Origin of the sequence: Streptomyces sp. NPDC051183 (assembly GCF_040682455.1) — a bacterium.
Classification (GTDB): domain Bacteria; phylum Actinomycetota; class Actinomycetes; order Streptomycetales; family Streptomycetaceae; genus Streptomyces.
The window spans coordinates 24,077-38,628 of the sequence record NZ_JBFBBA010000018.1; the positions used below are offsets into that span (position 1 = coordinate 24,077).

At 72.3% G+C, this 14,552-nt stretch carries 12 protein-coding genes; 1 reads left to right on the plus strand and 11 read right to left on the minus strand.

All coding sequences use genetic code 11. The features are described from left to right. Window positions 1-8: 8 nt before the first annotated feature. From AB0M99_RS17730 to AB0M99_RS17770, 9 genes are all read right to left on the minus strand, one after another. Window positions 9-839 (minus strand): PaaX family transcriptional regulator C-terminal domain-containing protein, encoded by an 831-nt coding sequence (locus tag AB0M99_RS17730; RefSeq protein WP_365921319.1) that lies wholly within the window; start codon window positions 837-839, stop codon window positions 9-11. A 112-nt stretch (window positions 840-951) separates the two neighbouring features. Further along, a complete protein-coding gene (locus tag AB0M99_RS17735) occupies window positions 952-1,659 on the minus strand; it encodes an Asp/Glu racemase (protein ID WP_365921509.1) in 708 nt (235 codons plus the stop codon). 81 nt (window positions 1,660-1,740) lie between these two features. Continuing rightward, window positions 1,741-2,640 carry a fumarylacetoacetate hydrolase family protein gene (locus AB0M99_RS17740; protein ID WP_365921321.1) on the minus strand — a complete coding sequence of 300 codons (900 nt, stop codon included), beginning with the start codon at window positions 2,638-2,640 and terminating at the stop codon, window positions 1,741-1,743. A gap of 105 nt (window positions 2,641-2,745) precedes the next feature. Further along, on the minus strand, window positions 2,746-3,858 hold the full coding sequence (locus AB0M99_RS17745; RefSeq protein ID WP_365921323.1) for a cupin domain-containing protein: 1,113 nt from the start codon (window positions 3,856-3,858) through the stop codon (window positions 2,746-2,748). Next, window positions 3,855-4,880: a carbon-nitrogen hydrolase family protein gene (locus AB0M99_RS17750; protein WP_365921325.1), complete on the minus strand. Its 1,026-nt coding sequence runs from the start codon at window positions 4,878-4,880 to the stop codon at window positions 3,855-3,857. Before AB0M99_RS17750 ends, AB0M99_RS17745 begins: the two co-directional genes overlap by 4 nt. A 12-nt stretch (window positions 4,881-4,892) precedes the next feature. Continuing rightward, window positions 4,893-7,295 carry a bifunctional salicylyl-CoA 5-hydroxylase/oxidoreductase gene (locus tag AB0M99_RS17755; protein ID WP_365921327.1) on the minus strand — a complete coding sequence of 801 codons (2,403 nt, stop codon included), beginning with the start codon at window positions 7,293-7,295 and terminating at the stop codon, window positions 4,893-4,895. A 91-nt stretch (window positions 7,296-7,386) separates the two neighbouring features. Continuing rightward, window positions 7,387-7,887, minus strand: coding sequence for a thioesterase family protein (locus tag AB0M99_RS17760; protein ID WP_365921329.1), 501 nt, complete (start codon window positions 7,885-7,887; stop codon window positions 7,387-7,389). An 11-nt stretch (window positions 7,888-7,898) separates the two neighbouring features. Next, the gene (locus AB0M99_RS17765) at window positions 7,899-9,524 is read right to left on the minus strand and encodes an AMP-binding protein (RefSeq protein WP_365921331.1); all 1,626 of its coding nucleotides are present in this window, start codon (window positions 9,522-9,524) and stop codon (window positions 7,899-7,901) included. Between the two features lie 353 nt (window positions 9,525-9,877). Next, the gene (locus tag AB0M99_RS17770; RefSeq protein WP_365921333.1) at window positions 9,878-11,059 is read right to left on the minus strand and encodes a transposase; all 1,182 of its coding nucleotides are present in this window, start codon (window positions 11,057-11,059) and stop codon (window positions 9,878-9,880) included. A 160-nt stretch (window positions 11,060-11,219) separates the two neighbouring features. Between AB0M99_RS17770 and thpR the strand changes: the two genes are divergently transcribed. Then, a complete protein-coding gene (gene thpR / locus AB0M99_RS17775; protein ID WP_365921335.1) occupies window positions 11,220-11,804 on the plus strand; it encodes an RNA 2',3'-cyclic phosphodiesterase in 585 nt (194 codons plus the stop codon). Window positions 11,805-12,905: 1,101 nt separating this feature from the next. Here the strand turns inward: thpR and AB0M99_RS17780 are convergent. Beyond that, window positions 12,906-13,421, minus strand: a complete 516-nt coding sequence (locus tag AB0M99_RS17780; RefSeq protein WP_365921337.1) for a hypothetical protein — start codon at window positions 13,419-13,421, stop codon at window positions 12,906-12,908. Window positions 13,422-13,428: 7 nt separating this feature from the next. Continuing rightward, window positions 13,429-14,469, minus strand: coding sequence for an SCO0930 family lipoprotein (locus AB0M99_RS17785; protein WP_365921339.1), 1,041 nt, complete (start codon window positions 14,467-14,469; stop codon window positions 13,429-13,431). Between the last annotated feature and the right edge of the window lie 83 nt (window positions 14,470-14,552).

Genomic DNA, 14,552 nt, shown 5'->3' on the forward strand with positions numbered 1-14,552 from the left:
GCCGTGGATCAGTCCGACTCCGCAAGGCCCGTGACCTGCCGCACGTGCAGCAGGCTCGGGGCCGCGAGGACCTCGTGCAGCTGCTGGAACATGCGGCGCGCCGCCACCGCGTTCCAGTCCGCCGGGAGCAGTTCGCTGGGCAGACCCGGGTCGAGGTAGGGCAGCCGGCGCCACTGGGTGAGCATCGGGACGTAGTGGCCGAAGGCCTCGGCGCCGTCGATCTCGCGCTGCTGCGCCAGTCCCTCGGCGACGGGGCCGTACTCCTCGGTGAACGTGGCGTACTGCTCCTGGATCGCCGGGAAGTCCCACCACGAGCTGACCGTCTCGGGCAACTCGCTGAAGGCGGCGTAGTCCGCGGCGAAGAGGTGCACGTAGTCGCTGAGCCCGAGCCGGATGAGCATGTCCCGGGCGTCGCCGAGGAGCCGGCCGGGCGCCAGCCACACACCCGGGGCGATGTTCCCGAACCCCAGCCAGGTCAGCCGGGTGCGCAACTGGTAGCGGTACGACCGCTCGGACTCCGGTACGGAGAAGACGGCCATCGCCCAGCCGTCGCTCAGCTTCGCCGGTTCCAGGCTGCCGAAGATGCGCCGGTCGCCCTCGTCGAAGACGGGCTGCGCGGCCGGGCTCAGCCGGTAGCCGGTGGCGCCCCGGCGCTCCGGTTCGAGCACGCCCTTCTTCTTGAGGCGCGAGATCGCCGAGCGCACCGCCGGGCCGTCGACGTCCAGCTCGGACATCAAGGTGATCAGGTCGGCGACGGAGATCCACCCGCCGAGGCGGCGCGCGAACGCCCCGTAGACCGTGTTGATCAACGAGCTGGGCCTGAGGGGAGTGTCCGCCATGATCGCCTTCCGTCGTGTGCGGTCGCGATCCTACCGAGCCGGGAGGACGGCGCACCGTCCAGGCCCGGCCCGCGGCTCGGCGGACGCACGGCGACGGGGCGGCGCGGCGGCGTCATCGCGCGTAGGCCCCCGAAAGGAGGTGGCCCGCTCCGGGGGCCACCGCCGGGAGGTCCAGGGCGCGCAGCATCTGGTGGGCGGTGCACACTGCCGCCGAGACCACGGGCTTGCCGAGGAGCTGCTCGGCCTCGTCGATCGCGCCCAGCGAGGGCATCTGGACACAGGCGGAGAGCACGACGGCGTCGGCGTCGCTGTGGTCCAGGGCCTTGGCGAGCCCGGGGAGACGGGCGGGGTCGTGCGCGGCGACGTCCAGGTTGTTGGGGATCTCCAGGGCCCGGTAATCGAGCACCTCGATGCCCTCGTGGGTGAGGTAGTCGACGACGGTCTGCGTCAGCGGGCGCATGTACGGGGCGATGAGGGCGATCTTCTTCGCCCCGAGGGTCTGCAGACCGTGGACGAGGGCGCCGGCGCTGGTGACGACCGGGGCGGGCGCGCCGTTCTCCACCGTACGGGTGTGCAGGCGCTCCTCGGAGGCACGGTGGTAGCCGAGCCCCATGCTCATGATGGCGACCAGGCAGGCGTAGCCGAGCACGTCGACGTGCGCGTCGGAGAGCTCGACGGCGCAGCGGTCGGAGTCGGCGTCCATGGCCTTCAGCTGCTCCGGGGTCACATGGGTCATGCGCATCCGGCTGGAGTGGAAGGTGAACCGTTCCGGCGCGATGGCCTCGCGGGCCCGCAGGATCGCCGGGACCTCGGTCTCCATCGTGACGTTGGAGCTCGGCACGATCTGGCCGATGCGGTAGGTGCGGGAGGCGGGCTGGGCGGGGTGGGACACGTTCGCTCCTCAGCGGGCGTCGACGACGGGGTTGGTGAGGGTGCCGATGCCTTGGACGGTGGCCTCGACGGTGTCGCCGGGGTGCAGGAACTCCGGCGGGACCATGCCGGCGCCCACACCCGCGGGCGATCCGGTGGCGATGACGTCCCCGGGTTCGAGGGTGACGCCGGAGGAGATGTCGGCGATGAGGCGGGCGATGGGGAAGAGCATGTGGCGCGTGTTCGACTTCTGCTTGGTGACGCCGTTGACGCGCAGCGAGAGGTCGAGGTCCATCGGGTCCCGGATCTCGTCGGCCGTGACGACGGCCGGGCCGAAGGGCGCGTAGGAATCCTGGCCCTTGGAGAAGAACCACTGGCCGGAGCGCCGCTGGTCGCGGGCGCTGATGTCGTTGACGATGCTGTAGCCGAAGACGTGGTCGTACGCCTCCTCCTCGCTGACGCGGAAGGCGGTGCGGCCGATGACGACGGCGAGTTCGCACTCCCAGTCCAGCTGTGCGGTCAGGTCGGCGTTGTGCAGGATCGGCTGGCCGGGGCCGGTGACGGCCGTGGCGGGCTTGCTGAAGAGCACCGGGCGCGTGGGCCGCTCCTTGTCGGTGTCCAGGCTGCGGCTGGACTCCTCGACGTGCTCGACGTAGTTCAGCCCGACACCGATGATCTTGCCGGGGCGCAGCGGGGCCGCCAGGGTCACGTCGTCGAGCCGGTGGACGGCCTCGGCCGGCCGGCCGGGGGCGGCGAGCAGTCCGCGGAGGGTCTCCTGCGCGGCGGCGCCCGCCCGGATGAAGGACAGCAGGTCCAGGGGGACTTGTACGCCCGCCCGGTCGGCCAGGGCGGCGATGTCGAGGACGAGGTCGTCGACCTGCGCTCCCAGGCGGTGGGGCGAGTCGTCGAAGGTGTAGGTGACCAGCCGCATCGGGTGCTCCTTGCGTGTGAGTGGAAGAGGGGGATCGGGGCCGGAGGTGCTCCGCCGCGCCGGGGCCGGTGTCAGGGCCGGCGGCGTCCGGCGCGGCGGAGCGGTTCAGGAGGCGGGCTGGTGCCCGCCGTTGTCGGTGTACGCCTCTTCGCGGTGGAAGCCGAGGGAGCGCATGACGGGGAAGTCGTTGAAGGAGAAGAGGCAGGCGTCCTCGGACTGGTCGAGGTTGTGGTGCTCGTGCCAGGCCCAGGAGGGGACGCAGAACATGTCGCCCTGCTGCCACTCGAACCGCTGTCCGGCGATCACCGAGACCCCGCGCCCCTTGGCGGCGGTGTAGATCACCGAACCGGTGTGGCGGTGGGCCGAGGTCGCCTGGCCGGGTCGCAGGAGCTGCATGTGCGCGCCCATGGTGGGCATCACCGAGCCGCCGGTGAGCGGATTGGTGTACTCCGCGATGACGCCGTCGTACGGGGATCCCTCGGTGGCCCTGGCGAGGTTGCGCAGGGCCTCGTAGGTGGGCTCCCAGGGGAACGCCAGGAGCGGCGAGTAGGGCCGGGTCCACTTCTCCACGCCGTAGGGCAGGAGGTTCGCGCCGTACGTCAGCACGGAGGAGTTGATGACCTTGCCCGGGGTCTGGTACAGCTCGGGGTGAACCTCGTAGAAGCCCGCGTCCAGGGCGTTGACCAGCGGGATGTCGAGTCCGTCCTGCCAGATGACGGGGGCGTCGTCGGCTTCGTTGCCGTGTTCGTGCCAGGTGCCGTTGGGGGTGATCGCGAAGTCGCCGGGTCCGACCTTCAGCTTCTGGCCGTCGACGATCGTCCACGCGCCGGTGCCCTCGTGGACGAAGCGCAGGGCGGCGGCCTGGTGGCGGTGGGCGGTCATGGCCTCTCCCGGGCCCATGATCTGCAGGCCGGTGTAGAGGAGTCCGACGGCGGCGCTGACGTCCTTGCGGCCCGGGTTGACGAGCATCACCACGCGGCGGCCCGCGTCGTCGGCCTTGACCAGGTCGAGGGCCTTGCGGACCAGGGGCCGCAGCTCGCTGTAGCGCCACAGCACGGGGACGGACTTCGGCTGCGGGTACCAGGGCTCGATGTCGTTGGCCACGGTCCACAGGGCGCCGGCTTCGAGCTGGGCGAGTTCGCCGTAGAAGGCGGCGAGTTCGGGAGAGTCGGCCACGCGTGCTCGGCCCAGACGGTTGTCGTCGTACTCGGTGGTCATGCGTCCTCCTTCGGGATGGCGGCGGGTTCGGCCGTGAGGGGCCCGGCGGGGTGCGCGGGGTCGGTCGCGAAGGTCACCGGGGTGCGGGGGCGGTTGTCGACGTGGAGCTGGAAGACGTCGAACCGGTTGTAGTGGCCGACGATGTCGTGCATCTGCTTCGGCTGGATGCACTTGGCCAGGTCGATCTCGGCGTAGACGATGCCCTCGGTGTCGATCAGCGGCTCGGTGACGGGCCGGCCGTCGGGGCCGAAGATCCCGGACAGGGCGCTGCGGGGGCGGGCGAGCATGCGGCGTACGTCCTCGTCGTCGCCCGCGATGGTGTCGACGATCTCCGGCGAGATGGTCGAGCAGGCCACGACGGAGAAGACCTTGCCCTCGAAGCTGTGGGCGGCGGTGCGCACGGCGATGGCGTCGGCCATGTCGTAGTCGGCAGGTGCCACCGGAAGGGCGATGTAGCAGGAGGCGTGCACCAGTTCGCCCTGCGCGAGCAGGGTGAAGCGGGCCAGCGTGTTGGTGTTCTCCCCGCAGGCGAGCGCTCCGAGGGGGCCGACGGGGGTGGGGTGGACGCGCAGTGAACTGCCGTCGCCGCCGGTCCAGGTGAGCTTCTCGGCCCAGGTGGGCACCAGTTTGCGGTGCACTCCGAGGAGTTCGCCGTCCGGGCCGATGGTGAGCAGGGTGTTGTAGAGGACGCCGAGGCTGTACGGGCCCCGCTCGTTGACACCGATGACGAGGACGACCCCGTACTGGCGGGCGGCGGCCCGCAGTTGGTCGACGTACGGGCCGGGAACGTCGATGGCCGAGCGGTAGAGGCGCTCGAACCAGGGCGAGCCCTGGACCGGGGTCATCGTCCAGTTCCAGTACGGATATCCGGGGACGAACACCTCGGGGAGGACGACCAGTTCGGCGCCGGCGGCCGCGGCCTCCGCGATGAGGGCGATCGCCTTGTCGACGGTCGCCGCGGCGTCCAGGTACACGGGGGCCGCCTGCACGGCCGCGGCGGTGAAGCGTGGCAGGTTGTCCATCGGTTCTCCAGGTCAGCGGGCGGCCGCGGCAGCGGCCGCGGGGACGTGCGGAACCCAGCGCTGGTGCACGGGGGCGGAGGCCTCGCGGAGCAGCTGGAGGCGGGGCGGCACCCGGTCGGTGCGGGCGCGCGGGGGGCGGCCGCTGCCCGCCCGCCAGGATGCGGGCCAGGGCGCCGCGGGACCGCTGTAGCCCTGGGCGGCCGCGGCGTGCAGGGTCCACAGGGGGTCGTGCAACTGGGCCCGGCCGACGGCGCACAGGTCGGCCCGGCCGGCCAGGATGATCGAGTTCACGTCGTCGTACGTGGAGATCGCGCCGACGGCGATGGTGGGCAGGCCCGTGGCGTTGCGGATCAGGTCCGCGAAGGGCGTCTGGTAGCTGCGGCCGTAGCGGGGCCGTTCGTACGCGACGACCTCGCCGGTGGACACGTCGATCGCGTCGGCTCCGGCGGCGCCCAGGGCGCGGGCGATCTCCACCGTGTCGGCCTCGCTGGTGCCGCCCTCGGCCCAGTCCGCGGCGGAGATACGGACCACGAGGGCCTTGCCCCCGGGCCAGACGGACCGCACGGCGCGGAGCACTTCCAGGGGGAAGCGGAGCCGTCCGGCGAGACTGCCGCCGTATTCGTCCGTCCGCACGTTCGTCAGCGGGGAGAGGAAGCCGGACATCAAGTGGCCGTGGCCGTACTGGAGTTCCAGCGCGTCGAACCCGGCGCGATGGGCGCGTTCGGCCGCGGCGGCGAAGTCGCGCGCGATGGCGTCCATGTCCTCGCGGGTCGCTTCGCGCGGGATCACGGCGCCCGCGCCCCAGGCCAGCGGGGAGGCGGCGACGAGGGGCCATCCCTCCGCCCCGAGCGGGACGGCCCGGCCGTCCGCCCTGGGTACGCCGGTCGCGGCGCGGCGGCCGGCGTGGGTGAGCTGGATGCCGAGGCAGGTGTCCGACTGGCCGTGCACGAAGTCGGTGATGCGCCGCCAGGCGGCCTCCTGCCCGTCCGTGTACAGGCCGGGGCAGCCCGGGGTGGCCCGGCCGTCCGCGCTGACCGCGGTCATCCCGGCGAAGACCAGGCCGCAGCCGCCCAGGGCCTGGGTGCTCAGGTGGACGAGCTCGAAGTCGCCCGGGATCCCCTCGCGCGCGGTGTACAGCGCGGTGGGCGGCACGACGACGCGGTTGCGCAGGCGCAGGCCGCCCAGTCGCATCGGGCGGAACATCGGCGGGGCGGCGGCCGCGGTGCCGGCCGGAGCGGCGGCCGAGGCGCTCCCGCTCCCGTCCGCGTGCCAGGCGTCGACCGCGGTGGTGAACTCCTCGTCGCGTACGCGCAGGTTGTCGTAGGTGACGCGGCGGCTGCGGGTGAGGAGGTTGAAGGCGAACTGCGGGGGGTCCTGGGCCGTGTAGCGGCCGACGTTCTCGAACCATTCGAGGCTGGCCTGCGCGGCGCGCTGGGTGGATTCGACGACCGGGCGGCGCTCGGCCTCGTAGGCGGCGAGCGCCGAGGTCACGTCGGGGTGTTCGTGCAGGCAGGCGACCAGGGCGAGCGAGTCCTCCATGGCGAGCTTGGTGCCGGAGCCGATGGAGAAGTGGGCGGTGTGGGCGGCGTCGCCGAGCAGGACGACGTTGCCGTGGCGCCAGGAGGCGTTGCGTACGGTCGTGAAGCGTATCCACTTCGAGGCGTTGGGGATCAGACGGTGGCCGTCGAGGTGGTCGGCCAGTATCTCCTCGCACAGCCGCACGCTCGCCTCGTCGCTCTCGCCACGGGCGAACTCCCGGTCGGCGAGGGCCTCGAAGCCCGCCCGCCGCCAGTCGTCCTCCGCGATCTCCACGATGAAGGTGCTGCGCTTGTCGTCGTACGGGTAGGCATGGACCTGGACGCTGCCGAAGTCCCGCTTCTCGACGATGAAGGTGAAGGCCTCGAAGACCCGGTCGGTGGACAGCCACATGTAGCGGCAGTGGCGCTCGTCCAGGTCCGGGCGGAAGCTTTCCGCGTACGTGTCGCGGGCCGCGGAGCGGATCCCGTCCGCGGCGACCACCAGGTCGTAGTCGGCGGAGAGTTCCTCGACGGGCGGCGCCTGGGTGCCGTAGTGCACGTCCACCCCGAGCTCCGCGCAGCGCCCCTGCAGGATCTCCCGCAGCCGGTTGCGGTCGAGGGCGGCGAAGCCGTGGCCACCGGAGACGTGGACCTCGCCGCCGTAGCGGACGTCGATGTCGCTCCACCGGGCGAACTCCGCGGACATCGCCGCGAACACCTCGGGATCGGCCTGCGCGATGCCGTCCAGCGTCTCGTCGGAGAAGACGACGCCGAAGCCGAAGGCGTCGTCGCGGGCGTTGCGCTCCCAGACCGTGATCTCCCACTCCGGTGAGAGCTGCTGGGCCAGGGCCGCGAAGTACAGCCCGCCCGGCCCCCCTCCGATGACTGCTACACGCACGGTGTTCCTCCTAGTGGTTCCGGACAACAGAATATGTTGACTATTTGACGACCGTCAAGAATGCGACACATCCTGTTGGCGCACCCCTTGCTCACGCGATGAGTTCGGGAGCCTGCGGACCGGCCTTCGTGAGGACCTCCCGCACGTCGTCGGGCCAGGGCGTGGAACCGGTGGCGCGCGAGGCCGAGTGGGCGATGACCATGCGCCCGGTGGCGGCTGGCTCCTCGCCCTCACCGCGCACGGTGAAGGCGTAGTGCAGGGAGCTGGCCCCGACCCTGACGACCTTCAGTTCGGTACGGACGGCCTCGCCGAACCACAGCCGGGCCCGGTAGTCGGCCTCGAAGTGGACGCGGGGCGTACTGCCGAAGAGGTGGGCCAGTCCCAGCCGGCGCAGCAGGACGGCCTCGGCCGCCTCGACCCAGCGCACGACCGTGGAGTGGTGGTAATGGCCGGCCGCGTCCGTGTCGGGCCATTCGACCCGCCGCTCGATGACGACGCTGGGCAGGTTCGGCTCGTGCGCTTCGGGGCATCCGGCGGCGCAACTGCCCGTCGGCTCGGGGACCGTCCGCTGCTGCGGGGTGGAAGTGTCCATGGAAGTGCCTTTCAGGGGGTGTCCGGATTGGCGCGCCTGCGCAGTTCGGCGCGCCGGAGCTTGCCGTTGCTGGTGCGCGGGAGGTCGGTGACGAACTCGACGGCGCGCGGGTACTTGTAGGGCGCGACGGTCTGCTTGACGTGGTCCTGGAGCTCCTTGACGGTCGCCCCGTCGGGCGCGACGCCCGGACGCAGGACCACGTACGCCTTGACGACCATCCCGCGCTTGTCGTCCGGGGCTCCGACGACGCCGCATTCCTCGACGTAGGGGTGGGCGGCCAGCGCCTTCTCCACCTCGGGGCCGGCGATGTTGTACCCGGAGGAGACGATCATGTCGTCGCTGCGGGCCACGTACCAGAAGTAGCCGTCGCCGTCCCGGACGTAGGTGTCGCCGGTGATGTTCCAGCCGTTGCGCACGTACACGCTCTGGCGCGGGTCCTCCATGTACCGGCAGCCGGTGGGGCCGGTGACCGCGAGGAGCCCGGGCTGCCCGTCCGGTACGGGCTCGCCGCCTTCGTCGACCACCCGGGCGCGGTAGCCGGGGACGGGCCTGCCGGTCGAGCCGGGCCGGATGTCGCCGTCGGAGGCCGAGATGAACACGTGGAGCATCTCGGTGGCGCCGATGCCGTCGATGATGCCGAGCCCGGTGGCGGCGTGGAACTCCTCCCACACCGCGACCGGCAGCGCCTCCCCCGCGGACACGCAGCGGCGCAGGCCGGCCAGCTGGTGCACCGCACCGGCGTCCATGATCGCCCGGTAGGCGGTGGGCGCCGTGAAGAGCACGGTGACCCCGTGCTCCTCCACGAGGTCGGCCAGCCGCTGCGGGCCCGCCTGCTCGACCAGCAGGGTCGCCGCACCCACGGAGAGGGGGAAGACCACCAGCCCGCCGAGCCCGAACGTGAACGCCAGGGGCGGGGTGCCGGTGAACACGTCGTCCTGGCGGGGCCGCAGGACGTGGCGGGAGAAGGTGTCGGCGTTGGCCATGACGTCCCGGTGGAAGTGCAGGGTCGCCTTCGGCCGTCCGGTGGTGCCCGAGGTGAAGGCGATCAGTGCGATGTCGTCCGCCGCGGTGGCGACGCCGGCGAAGCGCCCGCCCTTCGCGGCGCAGCGCGCGACCAGGTCCTCCGCGCCGGGTCCGCCGTAGGCGAGCACGGCCGGGCCGGGGGCGTCGACGGCGGGGAGCTCGTCGAGGAAGCGGTGGTCGCACAAGGTGACGGCGGGCCGGCTGATCCCGTACAGCTCGGCGAGCTCACCGGCGCGCAGCAGGGGCATGGTGGTGACGGCGACCCCGCCGGCCTTCAGGACGCCGAACCAGGCGGCGACCAGCCAGGGGTTGTTGGGGCCGCGCAGCAGGACCCGGTTGCCGGGGACGAGACCGAGGTCCTCGGTCAGGACCTGGGCGACCTGGTTGGCGCGCTCCAGCAGGTCACCGTAGGTCCAGCGCTCGGTGGGGGTCAGCAGGCAGGGCCTGTCGGAGCCCCAGCGCCGGACGGCGTCGTCGAGCAGCCGGTGGGCGCAGTTGAGCCGGTCGGGATAGTCCAACTCCGGTAGGTCGAAGTGGAGTTCGGGCCACAGGGGGAAGGGTGGGAGCCGATCGCGACAGAACGTATCGACATGGGCGGTAGGGGAGAGCTCCATGGGGGCGGCACCTCGATCTCGGGGCAGCGGGGAGAGTGGAGCAAGTATCTCGCTAATCTTGCGACCGTCAATGATTCGCAATAGACGGATTCGGTTAACAGCTTGTTACACGTGTAACAAGCGCTATGCTAGGCACCACCCCGAGATCAGTGCAAGCAATTCGGACAAAACGCGCGATCGGTGCGGTGGTGCAGGGGCACGTGTAACCAGGCGCGTCGGGTCCGCGGGCCGTGGATCACGCGCGGCGCGGAGGGGGCCGGTGGTGCCGGACGGCCGGGGACACGGTACGAAGTCCCCTTTGAAACCTCCCCTTCCTGAAGGGAAGGGGATTCCTAGCTCACTTTGCCTGTCACCTAGCAGGTGCCGGGTCTTACGAGATCAGCACTAGCCGGGTTGAGACCAGCCCGGACGAGCATCACGCGGGCGGAGTTCTTCTCCCTGGGGGACACGAACCCGCACGCGGTGCACGTATACGTTCGTTCCGAAAGAGGCAGTGCGTGCTTGGTTCTCGCTCCGCACCGTGCGCAGTCCATCGTGGTGTGCGCGGGATTCACGAGGTGGATGGTGCGGCCGTGCTTGCGGCCCATCTCGATCAGCGCGGCCTTGACGGCGCTGATCGCGGCGTCGGCGGCCTTGCGGGCCATGGTGGTCTTCGCGAGGAACTTGGGGCGGAAGTCCTCCACGGCGAGGTGGTCGAAGTCGCGGACGACGGTCTTGGCCCACTTGCGTCCGGTGTCGGTCCGCTGCCGGGCGATCTTCTTGGACACCTTCGCCGCGGCCTTGCGGTAGCCGGCGGTGTCGGGACGGTTCCTCGGCGTCGCCCGGCGGGCCATCATCCGCTGGTAGCCGGCGAGTTTCCGCGCGGCGCCCTTCCCGTGCTGGGCGTGCGGCAGGTCGTGTGCGTCGGAGGTGGTGGTGGCCGTCTCCTTCACGCCCCAGTCCACCCCGATCACGCGACCGGTCGCGGGCAGCGGTTCGGCCTCGACGGTGACGACGAAGCTCGCGTACCAGTGCCCGAGGCTGTCCCGGTACACCCGAACCGAACTGGGCGCAGACGGCAGGCCACGCGACCACACCACGCTCAGGACGATCCCGCCCGCCAGGTGCAGTCGGCCGTCCCGCAGCCGGAAGCCGCGGGCCGTGTAGTTCAGCGTGGGCAGCGCCTCACGCTTGCGCTTGACCCGGGGCATCCCGGCCCGCTGGCGCACCGGCAGCCGCGCCTTGATGTCCTTCAAGGCCTTGGCACGGGACTTGGCGAAGTCCCGGATCACCTGCTGCTGCGGCACCGAGCTGCCCTCCCGCAGCCACGCCATCGACTGCCGGGCCCCGGTCAGCATCCTGTCGAGCCGCGCCGGACCACACGCATCGCTCCCACCCGTGGCCCGGTTGGACTTGTGGACCTTGCGGGACATCGCCACGCACTCGTTCCACACCCACCGACACCGCGCCCACTCGCCTTCAAGCCCGGCCAGCGCACCGGACGACACCCGCAGCCGGAACGTGTACCGGGCATGCCCGGACCCCTCCTCGGCCATCGCTGTCGTCCTCCCGCTCCGGAACCTAACAGCCCCCACTGACAACGAAAGAGAGCACAGGTCAGAGAAGATGCGCAGGGAACCCCGGCGCTTCGCGCCTCCGGTCCAAGGGACCCATTCCTCCCCGGCCTGAAGGCCGCGGCATCCTGGGAGAAATCAGGTGAACGTACAGATCCAGCCCGCGACCGTTCGCGTGTTCATCGCCCTCGCCCCGCCCGACGACGCGAAGGAGGAACTCGCGCGGGAGCTGCGCCCCGCCTACGACGCCTACCCGCACATGCGGTGGAACCGCATCGAGGACTGGCACATCACCCTGGCGTTCCTCGGCGAGCTCCCGGTCGGGACCGTTCCGCTCCTGCGGCCGCCGCTCGCCGGGATCGCGGCGCGGCGCCGGCCGCTGGAGCTGGCGCTGCGCGGCGGCGGGCACTTCGGCGAGCGGGTGCTGTGGAGCGGGATCGACGGGGAGCTCGACGGGCTGCACCTGCTCGCCACCGAGGTGCGCGCGGTGGTCAAGGAGTGCGGCATCCCCTTCGAGGACCGGCCGCTGCGCCCCCACCTGACGCTGGCCCGGTCCCGCCGCAACGATTCCTCCAGCGCGGTGGAGGCCGCCGACGGCCTCGGCACGTTCACCGGCCGCCGCTGGCCGGCCGAACGCCTGCACCTGGTCGGCAGCAACATCGGGCGCGGCCCGGGGCGGATCCACTACCGCGACATCGAGTCCTGGGGCTTCGACGGCGGAGCCTGAGCCGGGTCCGGCGCAGCCGGGATGCGCGGGGTCCGCCGTGGGCGGCGCGGGCGGCCGGTCGCGCAGCGGCGCGGTCGCACCGCCGGGCGCGGTCGCCGGGACGTTCGCCACGGGCCGCGCCTGGTCCGGCCTGGCCTGGATGCCGCGGGTCCGCCGGGCGGCCCTCGCGGGGGCGGCGCGGACCGCAGATCGCGCAGCGGCGCCGGTCGCACCGCCGGGCGGGGTCGCCGGGACGGCGGCCGTCGGGACCTCGCGTACGGCCACGGGCGCCCGGTCGGCCGCGGCCCCGCGCGGACCAGGGTCAACAGCGTGCCTGGCAGCACCGCCAGAGAGGCGGACAGGCACGTCCAGGCGGTGACAACCCGGAGTGCGCGACCGGTGGTCGAGCCGCACTCGCCGGCGCGCGCCGACTCGTCCTGGACGGCAGCGATGGCGGCGCGCCCCCTCGCGACGGCATCGCGGTTCCCGCGAGCGTGGTTCTGCTCGATGGGCGGGACCAGGCTGCCACCGGGTCGGTACGGGCCGCGCGACGGGCGACGGTGAGCGGCCCGGCCGCCGTCGCCGCACAGCCCGACCGCGGCGGACAGCCTCGGCGCGCTGCGGTCAGGTGGAGCACCTGGAGTACGTCCGCCGGCGCCGGGTGGGCGCCGGCGGTCCCCGCGGTGGTCGGGCTCCCGGCCGCGCGCAGAGTGAGGGCGGCTCTCGCCCGGCGGCGGTGCCACGGGCTCCTCGTCGCGACCCGGGTCGGCCGGCGGCGGGGCTCCGGGGACCTGGGGAACCGGTCGGCACGGCAGGCCCTCGGCGTCCGTCGCATCTCGCGCCCCGACGGCGTTGCTCGCCCGGCTGGTCCGCCGGCGCCAGGTCGGCGCGGGCGGGCCGCGCGGTGGTTGGGGCCCCGACGCCCGGCGGCGGTGTCACGGACTCGTCGCCCGGGGGCCTCGCCGCGACCCCGATCAGCCAGCGGCGCGGGGGGGGCCGTTGCCGTGTATCGGGGCGCCGGGGCCCGGGGGCGGCGACCTCCGGGTGCGTCACATCTCGCGCGCCCGACCGCACGGTTCGGGGCGCGGGGCGATGTTCGGCGGCCCGCTCCACGTCGGGGCCTCAGGGAGGCGCCGGGGTGTGCTGCCGGCCGTGGGCGGAGCCGTGCTCCGAGCCGTGCCCCGAGCCCTGCTCCGCGCCGTGCGACGCGCCCGGCTCCGAGCCGTGGGACGTGCCCGTCTCGATGGTTCCGCCGAGGCGCTCGCGCAACGGCGTCAGCGCGTCCGCGGAGGCCGCGGTCACCACCCACCGGTCTCCGACGAGGTAGGTGCCGCCGTACATCCGCGATTCCGCCAGCCACGCCCGCTGCCCCTGGCCGGCGGCGAAGGTGGCCATGCGGTACGCCTCCGGCCCCGTCCCGCACGCGCCCTCCTTCAGTTCCTCCGCGTCGACGGTGATCTCGGCCGTGCAGCCGAGGGCCGCGGCGATCTCCGCCACCGTGGTGCCGGGCGCGGCCGCCGGCCCGGGCTCCTGCTCCGTACCGTGACCGGCCGTGCATCCGCCGCACCACAGCGAGGCGAGGAGCACGGCCACGCAGGGCACCAGGTGGCGGCCGGTGACGCGAGCCGGTCGGGGCACGGCCCGGTCACCCACCGGCTCCACCGGCCGGGACCTTCTTGCCGGCGTCGGTCACGGCGAACCACAGGCCCTGCTTGTTGTGCCCGTTGGTCTGCCCGGGCCCGGTGTCGCCGGTGAACAGGTAGACCGGCCAGCAGTCGATCGTCAACTGCTCCGTCCCGTCGGGCCGCTTCACCGATCCGACCAATTGCGACTTGATTCCCGAAACCTTCGACTTGTCCACGGCGGCCGCGGGCTTCCAGGTGTCGAGGCAGGCACCGAGGCAGCCGAGTTTCATCGGCCAGGCGCTGTCCTTGTCGAATCGGTAGAGCGTACGCCCCTCACCGTCCACGAGAATCTTCCCGAGTTTCGAATCGGCCGAAACGGAGAGCTCTCCGGCGGTTTCATTCTTCGAATGCTCCATCTTTCCGTTGTTCTCCGCATTCTCCGTCTTCTCCGTCTTCTCCGCGCCCTTCTTGTCGACGGCCTTCTTCCCGTCGGCCGCCAGCGCGTGCCAGGTGCCGCCGACCCCTTCGCCCTTCGCCTCGCCCGGCCCGCCGTCCTTGGCGTAGCGGTACACGGGCCAGCCCCCGAGGGTCAGCTGCCGGGTGCCGTCGGAGCGCAGGACCGAGCCGAGCATCGCCGCGTCGATGCCCCCCGAGGCCGTGGCGTCGTCCGCGGGTACCACCGGCCAGGCCTTGGCGCAGTCGCCTTCGCAGTTCGAGGCGGGGGGCTTGGCCGTGTCCTTGTCGAACCGGTAGAGCGTGGCCCCGGCGCTGTCGGTGACGACGCTGCCGACGTCCGCGATCTCCCGTACGGCCAGCTGCCCGGCCGGTCCGTTCGCCTCCTTGCCCGTCCCCTCCCCGGCCGACGGGTCGGCGCCGGCGCCGCCCGAGCCGTATCCGGAGCCGAATCCCGAGTCGTATCCGCCGCCCAGGGCCTTGCTGTCACTGGCCGGCTGTACGGAATTCACGTTGCGGGAGGTTTCGCCGCCGCTGCCGCATCCCGCGGCCAGCAGCAGTACCGCGATCACCGATCCGGCGGTCGTCACCCGACGCCTGTTGTCCACGATCACTCACTCCTTCGAGTTCAGCCCGGCGCTTTCGCTTACGTGCTCATTCATATGGCCTGAACGGTCCGCCGAATTGAAAA

Coding starts and splice junctions, on each gene's coding strand:
- AB0M99_RS17730 (WP_365921319.1), bottom strand. CDS start 839: ATGGCGGACACTCCCCTCAGGCCCAGCTCGTTGATCAACACGGTCTAC.
- AB0M99_RS17735 (WP_365921509.1), bottom strand. CDS start 1,659: ATGGAGACCGAGGTCCCGGCGATCCTGCGGGCCCGCGAGGCCATCGCG.
- AB0M99_RS17740 (WP_365921321.1), bottom strand. CDS start 2,640: ATGCGGCTGGTCACCTACACCTTCGACGACTCGCCCCACCGCCTGGGA.
- AB0M99_RS17745 (WP_365921323.1), bottom strand. CDS start 3,858: ATGACCACCGAGTACGACGACAACCGTCTGGGCCGAGCACGCGTGGCC.
- AB0M99_RS17750 (WP_365921325.1), bottom strand. CDS start 4,880: ATGGACAACCTGCCACGCTTCACCGCCGCGGCCGTGCAGGCGGCCCCC.
- AB0M99_RS17760 (WP_365921329.1), bottom strand. CDS start 7,887: ATGGACACTTCCACCCCGCAGCAGCGGACGGTCCCCGAGCCGACGGGC.
- AB0M99_RS17765 (WP_365921331.1), bottom strand. CDS start 9,524: ATGGAGCTCTCCCCTACCGCCCATGTCGATACGTTCTGTCGCGATCGG.
- AB0M99_RS17770 (WP_365921333.1), bottom strand. CDS start 11,059: ATGGCCGAGGAGGGGTCCGGGCATGCCCGGTACACGTTCCGGCTGCGG.